The sequence below is a fragment of the Pseudomonas sp. BF-RE-25 genome (assembly GCF_019956105.1).
GTDB lineage: Bacteria > Pseudomonadota > Gammaproteobacteria > Pseudomonadales > Pseudomonadaceae > Aquipseudomonas > Aquipseudomonas migulae.
On record NZ_JAHBDB010000017.1, the window covers coordinates 68,250 to 87,563 of the forward strand.

General features: G+C 59.8%; 18 protein-coding genes. 12 read left to right on the plus strand and 6 right to left on the minus strand.

The genetic code is table 11. The features are described from left to right. The 9 genes from KGB24_RS09760 (at position 1) to KGB24_RS09800 (ending at position 8,290) form a co-directional block, all read left to right on the plus strand. Positions 1 to 402 carry an ExbD/TolR family protein gene (locus KGB24_RS09760; protein WP_003220570.1) on the plus strand — a complete coding sequence of 134 codons (402 nt, stop codon included), beginning with the start codon at positions 1 to 3 and terminating at the stop codon, positions 400 to 402. A gap of 287 nt (positions 403 to 689) precedes the next feature. Next, on the plus strand, positions 690 to 1,271 hold the full coding sequence (locus KGB24_RS09765; RefSeq protein ID WP_192226691.1) for an alpha/beta hydrolase: 582 nt from the start codon (positions 690 to 692) through the stop codon (positions 1,269 to 1,271). Positions 1,272 to 1,330: 59 nt separating this feature from the next. Then, the gene (locus tag KGB24_RS09770; RefSeq protein ID WP_008034403.1) at positions 1,331 to 2,260 is read left to right on the plus strand and encodes a sigma 54-interacting transcriptional regulator; all 930 of its coding nucleotides are present in this window, start codon (positions 1,331 to 1,333) and stop codon (positions 2,258 to 2,260) included. 374 nt (positions 2,261 to 2,634) lie between these two features. Next, entirely contained in the window at positions 2,635 to 3,417 is a 783-nt protein-coding gene (locus tag KGB24_RS09775; RefSeq protein ID WP_008032521.1) for a MetQ/NlpA family ABC transporter substrate-binding protein, read from the plus strand. Between the two features lie 686 nt (positions 3,418 to 4,103). Continuing rightward, positions 4,104 to 4,769 carry an amino acid ABC transporter permease gene (locus tag KGB24_RS09780; protein ID WP_223415283.1) on the plus strand — a complete coding sequence of 222 codons (666 nt, stop codon included), beginning with the start codon at positions 4,104 to 4,106 and terminating at the stop codon, positions 4,767 to 4,769. Continuing rightward, complete coding sequence (locus tag KGB24_RS09785; protein ID WP_223415282.1) at positions 4,750 to 5,409, plus strand: amino acid ABC transporter permease; 660 nt, start codon at positions 4,750 to 4,752, stop codon at positions 5,407 to 5,409. Before KGB24_RS09780 ends, KGB24_RS09785 begins: the two co-directional genes overlap by 20 nt. Continuing rightward, positions 5,406 to 6,188, plus strand: a complete 783-nt coding sequence (locus KGB24_RS09790; RefSeq protein WP_008032517.1) for an amino acid ABC transporter ATP-binding protein — start codon at positions 5,406 to 5,408, stop codon at positions 6,186 to 6,188. Before KGB24_RS09785 ends, KGB24_RS09790 begins: the two co-directional genes overlap by 4 nt. Further along, positions 6,185 to 7,066 carry a transporter substrate-binding domain-containing protein gene (locus KGB24_RS09795; protein ID WP_223415281.1) on the plus strand — a complete coding sequence of 294 codons (882 nt, stop codon included), beginning with the start codon at positions 6,185 to 6,187 and terminating at the stop codon, positions 7,064 to 7,066. Before KGB24_RS09790 ends, KGB24_RS09795 begins: the two co-directional genes overlap by 4 nt. A 234-nt stretch (positions 7,067 to 7,300) precedes the next feature. Further along, on the plus strand, positions 7,301 to 8,290 hold the full coding sequence (locus KGB24_RS09800; protein WP_223415280.1) for an RHS repeat-associated core domain-containing protein: 990 nt from the start codon (positions 7,301 to 7,303) through the stop codon (positions 8,288 to 8,290). 22 nt (positions 8,291 to 8,312) lie between these two features. Here the strand turns inward: KGB24_RS09800 and KGB24_RS09805 are convergent, their stop codons facing one another. Next, positions 8,313 to 9,509, minus strand: a complete 1,197-nt coding sequence (locus KGB24_RS09805) for an AAA family ATPase (RefSeq protein ID WP_008032511.1) — start codon at positions 9,507 to 9,509, stop codon at positions 8,313 to 8,315. 248 nt (positions 9,510 to 9,757) lie between these two features. On the opposite strand from KGB24_RS09805, the gene KGB24_RS09810 reads away from it, so the two are divergent. The 3 genes from KGB24_RS09810 to KGB24_RS09820 are packed head-to-tail and all read left to right on the plus strand — an operon-like array spanning position 9,758 to position 14,975. After that, positions 9,758 to 10,861: an efflux RND transporter periplasmic adaptor subunit gene (locus tag KGB24_RS09810; protein ID WP_223415279.1), complete on the plus strand. Its 1,104-nt coding sequence runs from the start codon at positions 9,758 to 9,760 to the stop codon at positions 10,859 to 10,861. Continuing rightward, on the plus strand, positions 10,858 to 11,925 hold the full coding sequence (locus tag KGB24_RS09815; protein ID WP_223415278.1) for an efflux RND transporter periplasmic adaptor subunit: 1,068 nt from the start codon (positions 10,858 to 10,860) through the stop codon (positions 11,923 to 11,925). The genes KGB24_RS09810 and KGB24_RS09815 overlap by 4 nt, the downstream gene beginning before the upstream one ends. After that, positions 11,922 to 14,975: an efflux RND transporter permease subunit gene (locus KGB24_RS09820; RefSeq protein ID WP_223415277.1), complete on the plus strand. Its 3,054-nt coding sequence runs from the start codon at positions 11,922 to 11,924 to the stop codon at positions 14,973 to 14,975. Before KGB24_RS09815 ends, KGB24_RS09820 begins: the two co-directional genes overlap by 4 nt. Before the next feature lie 99 nt (positions 14,976 to 15,074). Here the strand turns inward: KGB24_RS09820 and KGB24_RS09825 are convergent, their stop codons facing one another. The 5 genes from KGB24_RS09825 to KGB24_RS09845 all read right to left on the minus strand — a co-directional run bounded on the left by KGB24_RS09825 (position 15,075) and on the right by KGB24_RS09845 (position 19,193). Continuing rightward, positions 15,075 to 15,704 carry a class I SAM-dependent methyltransferase gene (locus KGB24_RS09825; RefSeq protein WP_223415276.1) on the minus strand — a complete coding sequence of 210 codons (630 nt, stop codon included), beginning with the start codon at positions 15,702 to 15,704 and terminating at the stop codon, positions 15,075 to 15,077. A 172-nt stretch (positions 15,705 to 15,876) separates the two neighbouring features. Beyond that, complete coding sequence (locus KGB24_RS09830; RefSeq protein ID WP_008032502.1) at positions 15,877 to 16,242, minus strand: DUF6124 family protein; 366 nt, start codon at positions 16,240 to 16,242, stop codon at positions 15,877 to 15,879. A gap of 383 nt (positions 16,243 to 16,625) precedes the next feature. Further along, positions 16,626 to 17,270 (minus strand): methionine ABC transporter permease, encoded by a 645-nt coding sequence (locus KGB24_RS09835; protein ID WP_192226712.1) that lies wholly within the window; start codon positions 17,268 to 17,270, stop codon positions 16,626 to 16,628. Next, a complete protein-coding gene (locus tag KGB24_RS09840) occupies positions 17,260 to 18,381 on the minus strand; it encodes a methionine ABC transporter ATP-binding protein (RefSeq protein ID WP_223415275.1) in 1,122 nt (373 codons plus the stop codon). Before KGB24_RS09840 ends, KGB24_RS09835 begins: the two co-directional genes overlap by 11 nt. A 2-nt stretch (positions 18,382 to 18,383) precedes the next feature. Continuing rightward, on the minus strand, positions 18,384 to 19,193 hold the full coding sequence (locus KGB24_RS09845; protein WP_008032494.1) for a MetQ/NlpA family ABC transporter substrate-binding protein: 810 nt from the start codon (positions 19,191 to 19,193) through the stop codon (positions 18,384 to 18,386). Positions 19,194 to 19,314 lie beyond the last annotated feature (121 nt).

A 19,314-nucleotide genomic window follows, 5' to 3' on the forward strand; every position in this document is an offset into this window, starting at 1 on the left:
ATGGCTTTCTCCACGCAAGACAGCGATGAGGTGCTGAGCGAGATCAACGTGACACCGCTGGTGGATGTGATGCTGGTGCTGCTGGTGGTGTTCATCGTCACCGCGCCGCTGCTGACCAACGCGATCCCGATCAACCTGCCCAAGACCGAGGCCGTGGCGCCGGTGGAGCAGAAGGACCCGCTGGTCGTGAGCATCGACGGTGCCGGAAAACTGTTTATCAACAAGGACGAGATTCAGCCGGACTTGCTGGAGTTCAACCTCAAGTCGGCGAAGGCCAAGGATCCCGAAGTGCGTGTGCAATTGCAGGCGGACGACGGGGTGAATTACGGCGAAGTGGCGCGAGCCATGGCGTCGATTGAGCGGGCAGGGATTACCAAGTTGTCGGTGATTACCGCACGCTAACCGATTTTCGATTTTCCGGGGCCGTCTCCTTGGCAGGGTGCGGCCCCTTTTTTATGCCTCAAGAAAACCCGTGACCTTGTAGGAGCCGGCTTGCCGGCGATGGCGTTCGTCCAGCCAGTGGAAATGTTGTCTGACCGACCGCTATCGCCGGCAAGCCGGCTCCTACAGGTTGTGTGTGTTTCTTATATTCTTTATGGGTCTTAATAAATAGCTTCTTATTCCTTAACGAATATAACTCTCCTCCCTATACTCGATCAGGAACAGACACGCAGCAGGAGAGTTCCCCCATGCGCAACGAATCAATTCGCTATCTGATTGTGCCGGGCTGGCAAGGATCGCCAGAAGATCATTGGCAAAGCCACTGGCAGAACAGCTTGCCGAACAGCGCGCGGGTGGAGCAGGCCGATTGGCTGACGCCCCGTCGTGAAGACTGGGTGGCGGCATTGGCCGAGGCGATTGCCGCTGACAGCACGCCGGTGATTTTGATTGCCCATAGCCTGGGTTGCATCACGGTCGCGCATTGGGCGGCCACTGCCCCGCTGAATTTTTTGCGCCAGGTGCGCGGTGCCTTGCTGGTTGCGCCGGCAGACGTCGAGCGTCCGGCCTGCGCGCCAGCCTTGCGCAACTTCGCGCCGATTCCGACGAGCCTTTTGCCGTTCCCGAGCCAGGTGGTCAGCTCCGACAACGACGCTGCTGTCAGCGCACCGCGTGCGCTGGAACTGGCACGTAACTGGGGCGCCGAGGCAGGAATACTGTCGGGTGCCGGACACATCAACGTGAAGTCCGGTCATCAGCGCTGGGAGCAGGGTTTTGCTTATCTGTATCGCCTGCAAAACCGCATGGAACATCACGCCCTGCGCCGCGCTTGAACCTTTTCTTTTTTTAACATCGCCCCCCGTCTCCCGGCGGTTTTGGGCGGGAGTCTGCCATGAGTTTTGAAGCCTTCGGTCAGCCGCTGCTGACCTTTCCTGACGCAGAAAAAAGTCCGCTGAGCATCCGCGCCAAGGCGCTGGTGTTCGTCGATCCGCGCTCGCGTCAATTGCGCGCCGAGCTGGAGCAACTGGCCCCGCGTTCGATCTCCGTGTTGATCCGTGGCGAAACCGGTAGTGGTAAAGAACTGCTGGCGCGGCACATCCATCGCGCCAGTGATCGTGGTGGGTTGTTCGTGTCGGTCAATTGCGGCGCTATCAGCCCGACCTACGCCGACGCTGAATTGTTCGGCTATGCCGCTGGCAGTTACACCGGTTCGGCGAGCAGTCGTGCTGGCTGGTTCGGTTCGGCCAATGGCGGCACGCTGTACCTGGACGAGATCGGCGACTTGCCGCTGCCGATCCAGATCAAGTTGCTCGCCGCACTGGAAAACCACGAAGTCACCCGCGTCGGCGCGCATCAACCGAGCCCGGTGGACGTGCGTCTCGTGGCCGCGACCAGCATTGATCTGGCGCAAGCCGTGGCCGCCGGGAAATTCCATGAGCGGCTTTATCACTACCTCAGCGAAGGCCAGCTGGAACTGCCGGCGTTGCGTGAGCGGGTGGGCGATATCCTGTCGTTGTCCGAGTACTTCCTGGGCATCTACAGCCAGCGCCTGGACCTGCCGGTGCCGCTGATCAGCGAAGCTGCGCAGCAGTTGCTGGAGCAGCATAGCTGGCCGGGCAACACCCGGGAGCTGGAAAACGTCATCCACTTTGCATTGCTGGTCAGCACTGGCGACGAGATCCTGCCCGAACATTTGAACCTGCCCGAAGCACCAGCGCCGCTGGCGCAGATCGAGCAGCAGCTTCGGCACATCCTCACCAAAGGCACTGCCACCGAACAAGCCGCTCTCAAACAACTCCTCAAAAACACCGCACTCTTGTAGGAGCCGGCTTGCTGGTGATCCAGACAACGCGGTGTATCAGGCCGGACGCCTTCGCGGGCAAGCCTCGCTCCTACAGATCGAGAACACACCGAGCTCTTGTAGGAGCCAGCTTGCTGGCGATCCAGGCAACGCGGTGTACCAGTAAAGACGCCATCGCCGGCAAGCCAGCTCCTACAGGTGAGTGCGGCGAAATGCAGCCAACACGTGAGTTAGAGCTGTATGAACAAAATGGAATATGAAAGTGAATAAAAGATATTGTTCGGGAATAAAAAATCCCGGTATTGTCCGCTTCACGCCAGCGATAGCACTTCACTGGCACTCGTACTAAACAAGCCGTCGTCGATGACGACCGTGATTTTCGATAAGGACACTGCATGAAAAAGGTTCTGTTGTTCACCGCATTGGCGGCTGCCCTGACCGCGGGCCTGGCCCAGGCTGGCGAGAAACTGGTAGTTGCGGCGACCCCGGTCCCACACGCCGAGATTCTGGAGCTGATCAAGCCAACCCTCGCCAAAGAAGGCGTGGACCTGGAAATCAAAGTGTTCACCGACTACGTTCAGCCAAACGTACAGGTTGACCAGAAGCGTCTGGACGCCAACTACTTCCAGACCCTGCCGTACCTGAAAAACTTCAACGAAGGCAAAGGCACCAACCTGGTGACCGTGATCGGTGTTCACGTTGAACCGTTCGGTGGCTACTCGAAGAAGTACAAAAAACTGGCTGACCTGCCAAACGGCGCGACCATCGCTCTGCCGAACGAAGGCAGCAACAGCGGTCGTGCTCTGCTGCTGTTGCAGAAGGCTGGCCTGATCGAGTTGAAAGACCCGAAAAACGCTTTGGCTACTCCGAAAGACATCGCCAAGAACCCGCACAACTTCAAGTTCAAGGAACTGGAATCGGCCATGTTGCCGCGCGTTCTGGACCAGGTTGACCTGGACCTGATCAACACCAACTACGCGCTGGAAGCAGGTCTGAACCCGGCTAAAGATGCGCTGGTGATCGAAGGTGCTGATTCGCCTTACGTGAACTTCCTGGTGGCTCGTCCAGACAACAAGGACAGCGTAGCCATCCAGAAACTGGCCAAGGCGTTGACCAGCCCGGAAGTGAAAGCCTTCATCGCCAAGAAATACAGCGGCGCCGTACTGCCGGCGTTCTGATTGGACGCAGCATCAAACCCCTTCAAGGTTTCGAACGCCGACGGCTAGCAATAGCGTCGGCGTTTTTTATTGCGCGTGCACATTCCAAATGTAGGAGCGAGCCTCTTGTAGGAGCCAGCTTGCTGGCGATTCAGACAAGGCGGTGTATCAGGCCGGACGCCTTCGCGGGCAAGCCTCGCTCCTACAGATCACGGACACACCGCACTTTTGTAGGAGCCAGCTTGCTGGCGATTCAGACAACGCGGTGTATCAGGCCGGACGTCTTCGCGGGCAAGCCTCGCTCCTACAGGGGATAGGCGTGTGCCGAAGGCCTAGGCCGCCCTGGCCTTCAGCGCCCTGCGCAACGCCACCAGCAGCTTCACGATGTCTTGCGGATCAAGCCGTTGCGGTACTTTTACGTCAGCCATGTTCTCTTCCTTGTGATGGTTCGGCCGGGAGTCTGGCCAAAAGCTGTGCGTCCTTGGAGGGCTATTCCGAAAAAAAGATCCTTCCTACAGCGAAAAGGAAAATAGTCGTCTTCCTCCTTCTCGGCAAATTCACCAGATAGTTTTTTGCGTGATATCAATATGCTTTAACGGTATTTAAATTCCGATTCTTATACCTTTAAAGTCGGTGCCTGCCGGGAGGTTATCCACCGCCCATGGACTGCGCCACCGTCGCTTACCGAGCGGCGTCCAGGATGTTCAATGAACTTCGATTACGCTTTTATCCTCAGCACCCTGCCGGCGTTTCTCAAGGCCGTGGGCGTGACGCTGCAGGTCGGCTTCATCGCCATCGGCACCTCGCTGCTGGTGGCCTTGATCAACGCGACGATCCTGGTGTTCCGCACGCCTTACCTGCAACGCCTGGTCGGGTTGTACGTAGAACTGGCGCGCAACACGCCGCTGCTCATTCAACTGTTCTTTGTGTATTTCGCCTTGCCGGCGCTGGGCATCAAGGTGTCAGGCTTCACGGCGGCGATTATCACCGTGACGTTCCTGGGCGGCGCTTACCTCACGGAAGTGCTGCGCGCCGGGGTGGATGCGGTGCCCCAGGCGCAGCTCGAATCCGGCCGCTCCATCGGCTTGTCCCACGGGCAATTGCTGCGCTACGTGATCCTGCCGCAGGCCGGCATCCTCAGCCTGCCGTCGCTGTTCGCCAATTTCATTTTCCTGCTCAAAGAGACCACCGTGGTCTCGGCCGTAGCGGTTCCGGAAATTCTCTACACCACCAAAAGCTACATCGCGCTCTACTACAAAACCTACGAAATGCTCGCTGTGCTGACGCTGATTTGCGTGCTGCTGTTTTTGCCGCTGTCGTTGCTGCTCAGCCGTCTGGAAAGGAGGCTCCAGCATGGCCAGTTCGGGTCTTGAGTTGTTGTGGGTGTCGTTGCCGCAACTGGGCAAGGGCGCTGCGCAAACCCTGTCGATTTCCTTTCTGAGCATCGCCATCAGCACCGTCGGCGGTGTGCTTTACGGCGTTTTGCGTACGCTGAATTCGAAATGGCTGAACGCGATTTTGCGCGTGTATCTGGAGCTGTTCCGGGCGATCCCGGTGCTGGTCTGGTTGTACCTGCTGTTCTTCGGTCTGCCGATTTTCTTTGGCCTGAGCATTCCGAGCTTTTGGTGCGCGGTGCTGGTGCTGTCGCTGTGGGGCGCCAGCGAAGTCGGTGAAGTGGTGCGCGGCGCCTTGCATTCGTTGCCACGCGGCCAGCGTGAAGCGGGCCTGTCGATCGGCTTGAACGGCCCGCAACTCTACGGCTACGTGCTGCTGCCCCAGGCGCTGAAACGCATGACCCCGCCGACCATCAATGTCTACACGCGGATCATCAAGACCAGCTCCCTGGCGGTGCTGATCGGCGTAGTGGACGTGATCAAGGTCGGCCAGCAGATCATCGAACGCACCTACGAATCCGTGCTGATCTACGGCGCGCTGTTTCTGTTTTTCTTTTTCATCTGCTACCCGCTCTCGGCCGCCTCGCGCGTGCTGGAGCGGCGCTGGACGCAAGCATGAGCGCATTGATCGAGTTCAAGGGTTTCAACAAGTTTTTCGGCGAGCAGCAGGTGCTCGACGGCATCGACCTGAAGGTGAAGTCCGGCGAAGTGATCGTCATCCTCGGCCCCAGCGGCTGCGGTAAAAGTACCCTGTTGCGTTGCCTCAACGGGTTGGAGGTCGCGCACAGCGGCAGCCTGACATTTGCCGGCCGAGAGTTGCTGGACAAAGGCACCGACTGGCGCGAAGTGCGACAGCAGATCGGCATGGTGTTCCAGAGCTATCACCTGTTCCCGCACATGAGCGTGCTCGACAACCTGCTGCTCGGCCCGGTCAAGGTGCAAAAACGCGAACGCCGCGAAGCCCGGGATCAGGCCGAAACCTTGCTGGCGCGCGTGGGCCTCTCGGACAAGCGCGACGCCTTTCCTCGCCAGCTCTCCGGCGGCCAGCAGCAACGCATCGCCATTGTCCGTTCGTTGTGCATGAACCCCAAAGTCATGTTGTTCGATGAAGTCACCGCCGCCCTCGACCCGGAAATGGTCAAGGAAGTGCTGGAAGTCATTCAGGGCCTGGCCCGCGAAGGCATGACGCTGTTGATTGTCACCCACGAAATGGCGTTCGCCCGCGCAGTGGCTGACCGCATCGTGTTCATGGATGCCGGGCGAATCCTTGAACAAAACCCTCCCGAGATTTTCTTTACGAACCCGCAAACCGCACGAGCGCAGCAGTTCCTGGAGAAGTTCTCCTACGTCGCCGCACTACCCAAAACGACTCAAACAAAGGAACTGGAACTGCCATGAAAACTGCCAAGTCTTCTCTACTGCTACTCCCGCTGCTCGGCCTCGCGTTGCTGGCCGGCTGCAACAAAACCGAAGAACCCGCGAAGCCGAAAGTGGCCAGCGAAAGCACCGCGCCGGCCAGCTACCTGGACAAAATCAAGGCGCGGGACAAGTTGATCGTCGGCGTTTTCACTGACAAACCGCCGTTTGGTTTCGTCAATGAAGCGGGGCGTTACGTTGGGTTCGATACTGACATCGGCCGCCAATTTGCCAAGGATCTGCTCGGCGATGAGAACAAGGTCGAGTTCGTCGCTGTAGAACCGGCGAGCCGGATTCCGTTCCTGCAAAGTGACAAGGTCGACCTGATCCTGGCCAACATGACCGTGACCCCGGAGCGCAAGGAAGCGGTGGACTTCACCAATCCAAACCTGAAAGTCGCAGTACAGGCATTGGTGCCACAGGCCAGCGAAGTGAAAAACCTCGATGACCTGGCGACCCGCACCACCATCGTCACCACCGGCACCACGGCGGATATCTGGCTGACCAAGAATCACCCGGACTGGAAACTGCTGAAGTTCGAGAAAAACTCCGAGTCCCTGCAAGCCCTGGCCAACGGTCGTGGCGATGCCTATGCGCAGGACAATCTGGTGCTGTTCAGCTGGGCCAAGCAGAACCCTGGCTACCGCGTGCTGAGTCAGACGCTGGGTGCAGAAGCGCCGATTGCACCGGCGGTGAAGAAGGGCAACATCGAGCTGCGTGACTGGGTGAACGCCGAGTTGGCGAAGCTGGGTGAGGAGAAGTACTTGCTCAAACTGTACGACCAATATGTGCGCAAGGAATTGAGCGATGACACCAAGCCTGAGAGCGTGATTGTCGAGGGTGGGAAGTGGCAGGGGTGATGTTCTGAAAGATGCGTTGATCTTTCGATCGTCTTCGCGAGCAAGCCCGCTCCCACATTAGACCTTGTCCGTTGGGGCAACGCGGTCAACTGTGGGAGCGAGCCTGCTCGCGATTCGGTTTATCGGACACCGTTCAATCCGGCCAATACCACGTCGACACACCTAGCACTTTTGCTAGGTGTACGAACTCCATTTCGGGTGCAAGCTAAGCACTTCACGGGGAGGGTAGCCTGGATGAACACGTTGAAAACCACGATGTGCCGCTACCACTACGACGCTCTGGATCAGTTGGTTGCCATTGAACGTTCGGGGCAGGAAAGGGTGCAGCGGTTTTACCGACGAGACCATCTGGTGACTGAGCTGCAGAGAACCTCCAGCAAGAGCGTGTTCCAGCACGACAGCCAATTGTTGGTACTGCAATCGCGTCAGGGCAATGGCATTCACAATCGGATACTGAGCACTGATCGGCAACGTTCGGTCTTGCATGTCACCGATGCCGCCGGGTCGATACCACAAGTCTATGCGCCGTACGGCAACCGATGGGTTGATAGTGATTCCGGCAGCCTCCTTGGGTTTACCGGCGAAGCAGTTGACCCATTTACCGGTCATTATTTGCTGGGCAAAGGTCATCGAGCGTTCAACTCGGTATTGAGGCGCTTCAATAGCCCGGACCGGCTGAGTCCATTTGCGCGGGGCGGGTTGAATCCGTACGCGTATTGTCTGGGGGATCCGGTGAATTTCAGTGATCCGACGGGGCAGGCTGCCGCGAAAGACTGGCAACCATGGCTGTTCGTTGCCTTGTCAGTCCTGAGTCTTGTTTCGAGTGGGGTTGGGCTTTTCTCGGCAAGGCTCTCTATCAAAAGTTCAAAAATCAATGGTAAGCCGGCTTCTGCATCGTTCTCGAAAATAGCCAGGTATGCAGGTATGACGGGGGCTGCGGCGGGATTAGCGGGGGCTGTGGCGGGGGTGGCGAGATCCACAGTGTCTGCCACGGATCCGGATAATTCCGCTTTGGATCCTCTGCTCATCGCAATGGCCGTTTTTAGCGCATTGTCCTTTGCGGCTACAGCTACTTCAGTGTCTTACAGCTTTCGTGCTTACAAGATAAACAGAGCTGAAGCCGTGATATTTGCCCACAGCGGAAGAAAACCAGAACCGTATAGAAACCCTCAAAATAATGAGCGGTCAGATCCGCTCTCTGATTTTCGCCGCCGTACCTTTTAGATCCGCACATACACTCGGCCACTCAATCCGGCCAATACCACGCCGGCTCATCCAGCATCCGCTGCCCGACAATCCCGGTCTGGCCCAGATTTTTCTCCAGCACGATGCAGTTGCACTCGGGATCTTCCTGTAGCGCCGAAATCAACCGCCGGGCATGGGACACCACCCACACCTGACACTGCTCCGACGCGCGGATAATCAAGCGCGCCAACGCCGGCAACAGGTCCGGGTGCAGGCTGGTTTCCGGTTCGTTCAGCACCATCAGTGTCGGTGGGCGCGGTGTCAGCAGTGCCGCCACCAACAGCAAGTAGCGCAACGTCCCATCGGACAACTCCGCCGCCGACAACGGCCGCAATAACCCTTCCTGATAAAACTCGATGGCGAACCGGCCGCCCGCCAGCGGCTCGATATGCAGACGCGCACCGGGAAATGCATCGCTGATGGCGTTGCGCAAAGCTTCGGGGTCGCCAATCTCGATAATGGTCTGCAACGCCGCCGCCAGGTCTCTTCCGTCGTGGTGCAGCACCGGGGTGCGGGTGCCCAGTTGTGGCTGACGCACCGGTGCGTCGGCGTCGCTGCGAAAGTGATCGTAGAAGCGCCAGCGGCGGATGAACTCACGCATCTCCAGCACCTCCGGCGAGGTCCGTAAGCTGCCTACCTGATCGAACAGGCTGTCGAAAGTCGGCGTGTGCTGAGCCAGCACGTCCCAGCTGCGGTTGGCTCGGGTGCGGATCATCGGGCCGTCGCGATCCACCAGCAGGCTCGCCGGACGATAATGCGCCCCGGCCCACAGGCATTCACGCTTGATTTGCGGATCGAGGCTGAACCGTGACGCAATGGGGGTGCTGTGCCCGGGCAACATGAAATGACCGTTGGAATCGGGCAGCCCAAGGCTGATCGAGTAGCCGAAGTCGTCCCCGGCAAACCCCAGGCGCAGGCGTTTGACGCCGTGGCGAACGGTCGCCTCGATCGGCACTTCGCCGTTGCGCATGCGCCGGGTGATGGTTTCAGGTCCCGCCCAGAAGGTCGAATCCAGGCCGCCTTCGCGGGCCAACGCATTGACCACGCCGCCCTGAGCGGTTTCCGCCAGCAGGCGCAACGCCCGGTAGAGGTTGGATTTGCCACTGCCATTCGGCCCGGTGATCAGGTTCAGACGACCCAGTGGAATCACCAGTTTATTGATCGAGCGGTAATTGGCCACCGCGAGGGTTTTGAGCATGGGAAGCTTCCTGCTGCACTGCGTGGTCCGTCAGTTTGCCTCATTATCGAAAACACTGAGATCCCCCTGTAGGAGCGAGCCTACTCGCGAAGGCGGTGTGTCAGAAAAAGAGAAATTGAATGTTGATCCGCTTCGCGAGCAGGCTCGCTCCTACAGAGAGTGCAGCAAACCTGTGCACCTGTTGAACCCTGTTCTAAGCTCACAGTCGTATCGCCATTGGCACGTTCGTACGACGCAAAGGAGTCTGCATGGCTGGTCCCGGATTGAAAAGAGTGGTTGGCCTGAGTCTTCTTGTCCTGCTGGGGGCCTGCGGGGAAAAACCCCAGGTCGAAAAGGATCGTCCGCGGGTGTTCGTGCAAGTCGTCAACGCCGCGAATTACGCCGCGTCCGTGACCCTCACCGGTGATGTTCAGGCGCGCGTCCAGACAGAACTGTCGTTCCGTGTCGGTGGCAAGATCATCCAGCGTTCGGTCGATGTCGGTGACCGGGTGTCGGCCAAGCAAGTGCTCGCCAGGCTCGACCCGAAAGACCTGCAAACCAATGTCGACTCGGCCCAGGCGCAGGTCGTCGCCGAGCAGGCGCGGGTCAAACAGGCCGCCGCCGCCTTCGTCCGCCAGCAAAAACTCCTGCCCAAGGGCTACACCAGTCAAAGCGAGTTCGACTCCGCCCAGGCCGCATTGCGCAGCAGCCAGAGCGCGCTGACGGCTGCCCAGGCGCAACTGGCCAACGCCCGCGAGCAACTGAGTTACACCGCACTGATCGCCGACGCGCCGGGAGTGATCACTGCCCGGCAGGCCGAAGTCGGCCAGGTGGTGCAGGCCACGATGCCGATTTTCAGCCTGGCGCGCGACGGTGAGCGCGACGCGGTGTTCAACGTCTACGAGTCGCTGCTGACAGAGGATCCTGAGGGCAAAACGATTGTGGTGAGCTTGCTCGATAACCCGGCCATCAAGACCACGGGCACGGTTCGGGAAGTCACCCCGGCCGTTTCCGCGCAGACCGGTACGGTGCAGGTCAAGGTCACCCTTAACGGTCTGCCGGAAGGCATGCAACTTGGCTCGGTGATCAGCGGCACGGCGAAGACGCCGAGCAAATCCGCAATCGAACTGCCATGGTCGGCGCTGACCAAAAACCTCAGCGAACCGGCCGTGTGGCTGGTGGATGACGAGGGCAAGGCGCAATTGCATACGGTGACGGTGAGTCGTTACCTGACCGGCAAAGTCATCATCAGCGATGGCCTTAAGGGCGGCGAAAAAGTCGTCATTGCCGGCGGTCAGTTGCTGCACCCCGGCGTCAAAGTGGAAATCGCCGAAAACACCTACAAGGATTTAGCTGCGGGAGCCCAGCCATGAAGCGCGTGTTGCTGGTGTTCGCCGGAATGCTGCTGGTGGCCTGCTCGAAAGAAGAACCGCCGCCAGAGCCGGTGCGTCCGGTGCTGTCGATCAAGGTCCAGGCGCTGGGCGAGGAGAGTCTCGGCCGCTTCGCCGGCAGCATTCAGGCCCGATACGAAACCAATGTCGGCTTCCGCGTACCGGGGCGCATCGCCAGTCGCAACGTCGATGTCGGCGCCGAGGTCGAGAAGGGCGCCTTGCTCGCGACCCTCGATCCCACCGATCAGCAAAACCAGCTGCGCTCGGCTCTGGGCGATCTGGCGAAGGTCCAGGCACAGCTGATCAACGCCCAGGCCAACGCCCGGCGTCAGCAGGAGCTGTTCGATCGCGGGGTCGGTGCGCAGGCGCAACTGGACATCGCCCAGACCGATCTGAAAACCACTCAGGCTTCCCTCGATCAAGCTAAGGCGGCGGTCGATCAGGCCAAGGACCAACTCGATTATGTCGAGTTGCGCACCGACCACAAAGCCATCGTCACCGCGTGGAACGCCGAAGCCGGGCAAGTGGTGACCGCCGGCCAGCAAGTGGTGACCCTGGCGCAGCCGGACATCAAGGAAGCGGTGATCGACCTGCCCGACACGCTGGTGGATCAGTTGCCCACGGATGTGGTGTTTCAGGTCGCCGTGCAACTGGAGCCGAACATCACCACCACCGCCATCGTCCGCGAAATCGAACCCCAGGCCCAAAGCGCCACCCGCACCCGTCGCGCCCGCCTGACCCTGACCGACACACCACCGGGGTTTCGCCTGGGCACGGCAATCAGCGTCACCCTCAGCTCTGCGATCAAACCGCGTATCGAACTGCCTCTGACCGCGCTGCAAGAGGTCGATGGTAAATCGCGGATCTGGGTCATCGACCCTCAGACCCAAACCGTTTCCCCGCGTGACATCAGCCTGATCAGCCGCACCGATTCCACCATGGTCCTGGCCAGCGGCGTGAAGTCCGGCGAGCGTGTCGTGAGTGCCGGTGTGAACAGCCTGAAGCCTGGGCAGAAAGTGAAAATCGATGAGGACGGCCCACAATGAAAGGGAGTTTCAACTTATCCGAATGGGCGCTCAAACATCAGTCGTTTGTCTGGTATTTGATGTTCATCGCGCTGCTGATGGGCGTGTTCTCGTACATGAACCTCGGCCGCGAGGAAGACCCCTCGTTCACCATCAAGACCATGGTCATCCAGTCCAGCTGGCCGGGTGCGACCCAGGAAGAAACCCTCAAGCAGGTCACCGACCGCATCGAGAAAAAGCTCGAAGAACTCGACTCCCTCGACTATGTGAAAAGCTATACACGGCCCGGTGAGTCCACGGTCTTCGTGAACCTGCGCGACACCACCAGCGCCAAGGACATTCCGGAAATCTGGTACCAGGTGCGCAAGAAGATCAACGACATTCGCGGCCAGTTCCCCAAGGGCCTGCAAGGGCCTGGGTTCAACGACGAATTCGGTGATGTGTTCGGTTCGGTGTACGCCTTTACCGCTGACGGCTTGTCGATGCGCCAGTTGCGCGATTACGTCGAGCAGGTTCGCGCCGAGATTCGTGAAGTACCGGGGCTGGGCAAGGTCGAGATGGTCGGCGAGCAGGATGAAGTGCTCTACCTGAACTTCTCAACCCGCAAACTGGCGGCGCTGGGGATCGATCAGCGTCAGGTCGTGGATAGCCTGCAATCGCAAAACGCGGTGACGCCGGCCGGGGTCATTGAAGCCGGTCCCGAGCGGATTTCCATTCGCACCACCGGGCAGTTCGCGTCCGAGAAAGACCTGGAAAACGTCAACCTGCGGCTCAACGATCGCTTCTATCGCCTGGCCGACATTGCCGACATCAGTCGGGGTTATGTCGACCCGGCAACCCCGGAGTTTCGCTACAACGGCCATCCGGCCATCGGCCTGGCCATTGCCATGAAGAAGGGCGGCAACATTCAGGATTTCGGCAAGGCGCTGCACCAGCGCATGATCGACCTGACCGCCGATTTGCCGGTGGGCGTCGGTGTGTACAACGTTTCCGATCAGGCCGCCGTAGTGGAAAAAGCCGTTGGCGGCTTCACCAGCGCGCTGTTCGAAGCGGTGGTGATCGTGCTGGTGGTCAGCTTCGTCAGCCTCGGCGTGCGCGCCGGGTTAGTGGTGGCGTGTTCTATTCCGCTGGTGCTGGCGATGGTCTTCGTCTTCATGGAATACAGCGGCATCACCATGCAGCGGATTTCCCTCGGCGCGCTGATCATCGCCCTCGGCCTGCTGGTGGACGACGCGATGATCACGGTCGAGATGATGGTCACCCGGCTGGAGATGGGTGAAACCAAGGAGCAGGCGGCCACGTTCGCCTACACCTCGACCGCGTTCCCGATGCTCACCGGTACGCTGGTGACGGTGGCCGGTTTTGTACCGATCGGCCTGAACGCCAGTTCTGCGGGCGAGTACACCTTTACGCTGTTCGCGGTGATTGCCGTAGCGATGCTGGTGTCGTGGGTTGTCGCGGTGTTGTTTGCGCCGGTGATCGGCGTACACATCCTCAACGCCAACGTGAAACCTCACGATGAAGAACCTGGACGCATCGGTCGCGCCTTCAATTACGGCATGCTCTGGTCCATGCGCAATCGCTGGTGGGCCATCGGCATCACCATTGCCTTGTTCGTGGCGTCGGTGTTTTCCATGCAGTTCGTGCAGAACCAGTTCTTCCCGTCCTCGGACCGGCCGGAGATTCTCGTCGACCTGAACCTGCCGCAAAACGCTTCGATTGCCGAAACCCGCAAAGCCGTCGACAAGCTCGAAGCAACGCTCAAGGACGACCCGGACATCGTGCGCTGGAGCACCTACATCGGCGAAGGCGCGATCCGTTTCTACCTGCCGCTCGACCAGCAATTGCAAAACCCGTACTACGCGCAATTGGTCATCGTCAGCAAGGGCCTGGAATCGCGAGAAGCCCTGAGTCAGCGTTTGCGCGAACGCTTGCGCAAGGATTTTGTCGGCATCGGCAGTTATGTGCAGGCGCTGGAAATGGGCCCGCCTGTCGGGCGGCCGATCCAGTACCGGGTCAGCGGCAAGGACATCGACCAGGTGCGCAAACACGCCATCGCCTTGGCCACCGAGCTGGACAAGAACTCGCACATCGGGGAGATCATTTACGACTGGAACGAGCCGGGCAAAGTCCTGCGCATCGACATCGCCCAGGACAAGGTGCGGCAACTGGGGTTGTCGTCGGAAGACGTGGCCAACCTGATGAACAGCATCGTCGTCGGTGCGCCGGTGACACAGGTCGATGACGATATCTACCTGATCAACGTCGTGGGCCGCGCGGTGGATGCCGAGCGCGGTACGCCGGAAACGTTGCAGAACCTGCAGATCGTCACGCCCAGCGGCACCTCGATCCCGCTGCTGGCTTTCGCCACCGTGCGTTATGAACTGGAGCAGCCGCTGGTGTGGCGCCGCGACCGCAAGCCGACCATCACCATCAAGGCTGCGGTGCGCGACGAGATTCAGCCGACCGATCTGGTCAAGCAACTGAAGCCGGAGATCGACAAATTCGCCGCCGCTTTGCCGGTGGGCTACAAGGTCGCCACGGGCGGTACGGTTGAGGAAAGCGGCAAGGCCCAAGGGCCGATTGCCAAGGTGGTGCCGTTGATGCTGTTCCTGATGGCGACCTTCTTGATGATCCAGCTGCACAGTGTGCAGAAGCTGTTCCTGGTGGCGAGCGTCGCGCCGCTAGGCCTGATCGGCGTGGTGCTGGCGCTGATTCCCACCGGCACGCCGATGGGCTTCGTGGCGATCCTGGGGATTCTGGCGCTGATCGGCATCATCATCCGCAACTCGGTGATTCTGGTGACCCAGATCGATGCCCTGGAGAAAGAGGGGCTGTCGCCGTGGGATGCGGTGGCGCAAGCCACGGAACACCGTCGCCGGCCGATTCTGCTGACGGCTGCGGCGGCGAGCCTGGGGATGATCCCGATTGCCCGGGAAGTGTTCTGGGGGCCGATGGCCTACGCGATGATCGGCGGCATCATCATCGCGACGTTGCTGACACTGCTGTTTTTGCCGGCGCTGTATGTGGCCTGGTACAAGATTCGCGAGCCGAAAAAAGAGGCCCGGTAAAGCAGAGCGCTTCGCGCTCTAATCGCGAGCAGGCTCGCTCCCACAGGGAAATGCGGTCTCCTGTGGGAGCGAGCCCGCTCGCGATGGCGTCCGACCTGACTACTCAGATTTACGCCAGACACTCGCCAGCCAAGGCTGCTGCTCCCGAGGTAGCCCCGCCGGCCGGTAGTAATGCTCCAACTCCACAAACCCCGCCGCGGTCAGCAAATCCTGCCACGCCTGAAGATCGTGATAAGCCCCATACCGCGGCCCATTCCACCCCTCCTGATTCTCACCACGCGGATTGGAACTGAACAACACCCCACCGGGCCTCAACGCCCCGCGCAATTCCTTCAACACCCGTGGCAATTCCTGACGCGGAATGTGAAACAGCACCGCGTTGGCAAAAATCCCGTCGAAGCGTTCAGCCGGCAAATCAAGCTTCAGAAAATCCTGCTGCCACACCTCGCAACCACTGTCCTCGCGCGCCATTTGTGCAAACTTCTCCGAACCGTCGAGGCCGACTGCGGTGTGGCCCATGCGCGTGAACGTCTGCAAATCCCGGCCCGGCCCGCAGCCAAAGTCGAGGATGTCGAAGGGCGCCTCACCCTGAATATGCCGCAGCATCGCATCAATGTTCTGGCTGACATCGTGATCGCGCGTCCCTTCACGAAAACCTTCGGCCACCGAGTTGTAATGACCGAGGGTGGTGGAGGTGATTTTCTCAAGGTCGTCCGGGGTTTGTTTCATGGCGGGCTGCGCAGGCAATTGGGATTCGCCGAATATACGCCATCAGGTCTGGGGCTGCTGCGCAGCCAATCGCTGGCAAGCCTCGCTCCTACAGGTTTCACACCGTCCAGAAGATCACGCGAACCCTGTAGGAGCGAGGCTTGCCAGCGAAGGCGATTTAACTGTCGACCGATTATTCAGGCCGGTTTCCGGTGTGCTTCATCCCCAGACATTCAATGGACCGGTCAACCATCGCCTTGGCAATTTCCAGCAAATGCCAAATAGAGAACACCATGGCCCTGTCGGCACCTTTCAGTTGATCGCCGCACCGATAAGCGGTGACCGAGGCGCAGCGCAGAAGGTCGGCGACATAGAGTTGCGTGTCCTCGAAGTTCACGTCCTGGCTGACGTTGTAGAAGCGCAGTTCGTCCGGTGCGCCGGTATGTTCGCGGGTGAGGTAAAAATCGATCGCGTGGTAAAGCGCTGAACGACCTTTAAGTGGATCGTCGTTGTCTTTGCTTGAGGTTTCGGGAGGTGGATCGGGGACTGGTTTTTTCACTTGTGTTGCTCCTATTGATGCATGGGAGCCGTCACTTTTCGCCTACTAAAACGATGGGTGGCGGCTGCGCGCAGGTTAGTAGACCGGTCAATAGGCAAACCGGCGCACCCAAAGGTGCCCCACGCACAGCCACCATATTCAGCATCCGGCAAATTGCCAGACATGAGCATGAACACGCTATGCACCTATCGATCCGGGCTACTAATCCCGATCACTGATGAGCAGTGACGGACCGAGACTAGCCAGCGGATTTACCAGGCGCAAGCGTGCGGAATCATCTAGGAAACGTCCTGCAAATGAAAGGGATTGGCCTTGTAGGAGTGCTGATTTCTCTGTGGGAAAACTTCCAGATTTGTAGTGGATTTCCTACCGCTAACCTTGATTCAGCGCTTGTTCAACCCCCGCGCCAACCGATCACCACCCAACTGAATCACCGCCACCAACACCACCAGCAACACAATCACTGTCAACATGATCTGGCTATCAAACCGCTGATACCCATACCGATACGCAATGTCCCCCAATCCACCCGCACCAATCGCCCCGGCCATGGCCGACGAGTTGATCATGGTCACCAAGGTGATCGTGAAACCACCGACAATCCCCGGCAACGCTTCAGGCAACAGCACATGCCAAACGATGTGCCAACGCCGGCACCCCATCGCCTGCGCCGCTTCGATCAAACCGTAATCCACCTCACGCAAACTGACTTCGGCGATACGCGCAAAGAACGGCGTGGCCGCAATCGTCAGCGGCACCACGGCTGCCCAGACACCGTAAGTGGTGCCGACGATCAGCCGGGTGAACGGAATCAGCGCCACCATCAGAATCAGGAACGGAATCGAGCGAAACAGGTTCACGAACGCACCCAGTGCGCGGTTCAGCGCCGGTGCTTCGTAGATCCCGCCCTTGGAGCTGGTGACCAGGATCACCGCCAGCGGAATCCCCGCCAGCAGCGCGATCAACGACGACACGCCAACCATCAAAAACGTGTCGATGAAGCCTTGCAGCAACCGATCAAACCACATAACCCAGCACCTCCACCTGTTGTGCCCAGTTGCCGGCGCGTTGACGCAGTTCCTCTGCGCCGAGCGGTGAGCCGGTCACCGCCAGCAGCAATTGCCCCAGCGCATGGCCCTGAATCCGTTCCACGCCGCCTTGCAGCAAGCGCACGCGACCGCCGAGGGCGGCGAACAGCGCGGCCAGATCCGGTTCGTCGGTGGCGCTGCCGGTGAATTGCAAACGCAGGACCACGGCGGCGTCGGACGACTGTGGTTGCGCCTGGAGACGACTTTGCAGCTCCTGCGGCAATGCGTGTTGCAACGGCGCCAGTAAGGTCTTGCTGACCTCATGCTGCGGGTTGCCGAAGACTTCCCACACGGGGCCTTGCTCGACGATGCGGCCATGCTCCAACACCACGACGCGGTCGCAGATGTCGCGGATCACCGCCATCTCGTGAGTGATCAGCACGATGGTCAGGCCCAGGCGCTGATTGATCTCGCGCAGCAGGCCGAGGATCGATTGCGTGGTCTCCGGGTCCAGCGCCGAAGTGGCTTCGTCGCATAACAGAATCTCCGGGTCGTGCACCAGCGCGCGGGCGATGCCAACGCGCTGTTTCTGTCCGCCGGAAAGCTGCGCCGGGTAGGCCTTGTGCTTCTCTTGCAGGCCGACCAGTTCCAGCAGCTCACGAACTTTCTGCTCGCGTTTTTCCTTGGGCACGCCGGCGACTTTCAGCGGCAACTCGACGTTCTGCCAAACGGTTTTGGCCGACATCAGGTTGAAGTGCTGGAAGATCATGCCGATGCGCCGACGCAGCGCCACCAGGCGGTCTTCATCGAACTCGCCGATGTCCACCTGATCGATCAGCACGCGTCCGGTGCCCGGTTGTTCGAGGCGGTTGATGGTGCGGATCAGCGACGACTTGCCGGCGCCGCTGCGGCCGATGATGCCGAACACTTCACCGCGCTGGATGGCCAGGTCGATGCCGTGCAACGCCGCCACCGGACCTTGCTGGCCGTTGTAGGTCTTGCCCAGGCCGATGAAGCGCACGTGAGCACGGTTCAGGTCGGGGTGCAGTTCGGTCTGTTTAGCTTGCTGAGGCTCTGGAATATCCAGTCGCCGTTGGATCGCGGCCGTCATTCTCAGCTTTCCCAACCGGCTTGATAGAGTTTGCCGTGGGCCTTATCCAACGCTGCGCGAACGGCTGGCGAATGCTGGTAGATGTCGACGAATTTGATCAGGCGCGGGTCGGCTTTGTTTTTCGGCTGGATCACGAACTGGATCACGTATTCCTTGTGATCGAGGCCGTCGAACAGCAACGCGGAACCGGCATCGAATGTCTTCGCCAGGCGGATGTAGGCCGGGTAGCCCTGCACCAGATCGGCGTCGTCATAGGCGCGCACCAGTTGCACCGCTTCGACTTGCAGGATTTTGATCTTCTTCGGGTTGGCGATGATGTCTTCTTCGGTAGCCTTGTAGCCGACGCCTGGCTTGAGCGTGATCAGGCCGGCCTTGGCCAGCAGTTGCAGGCCGCGACCGCTGTTGATCGGGTCGTTGGCGATGGCGACGCTGGCGCCTTCCGGCAGCTCGTCGAAGCTTTTGTATTTCTTCGAGTAGAGGCCGACGTTGTTGATGATGCCCGGTGCGAACGGCACCAGGTCAAAACCGGCGGCGGCCTTGGCGTTTTCCAGGAACGGCACGTGCTGGAAGTAGTTCACGTCGATGTCGCCGGCGGCGAGGCTGACGTTGGGCGCGATCCAGTCGGTGAACTCGACGAGTTCGACTTTCAGGCCTTGTTTATTGGCTTCTGCGACGGCGGCTTCCAGCGGGATGGCGAAGGCGGCGGTGGTGCCGACTTTCAGCGGCGCGTCGGCGGCGAAGGTGATGGAGCTGAAGAGGCCGAGGGCCAGGGCCAGTGCTTTGACTGGGTGAGAGAGGTAGTTCTTGGTCATGATGTTTTTTTTCCAGTCAGTGCATAAGTTTTGGGTGTTTGGACGGGCCTCTTCGCGGGCAAGCCTCGCTCCTACAGGGGATTGCAGTGCCCCTGTAGGAGCGAAGCTTGCTCGCGAAGCT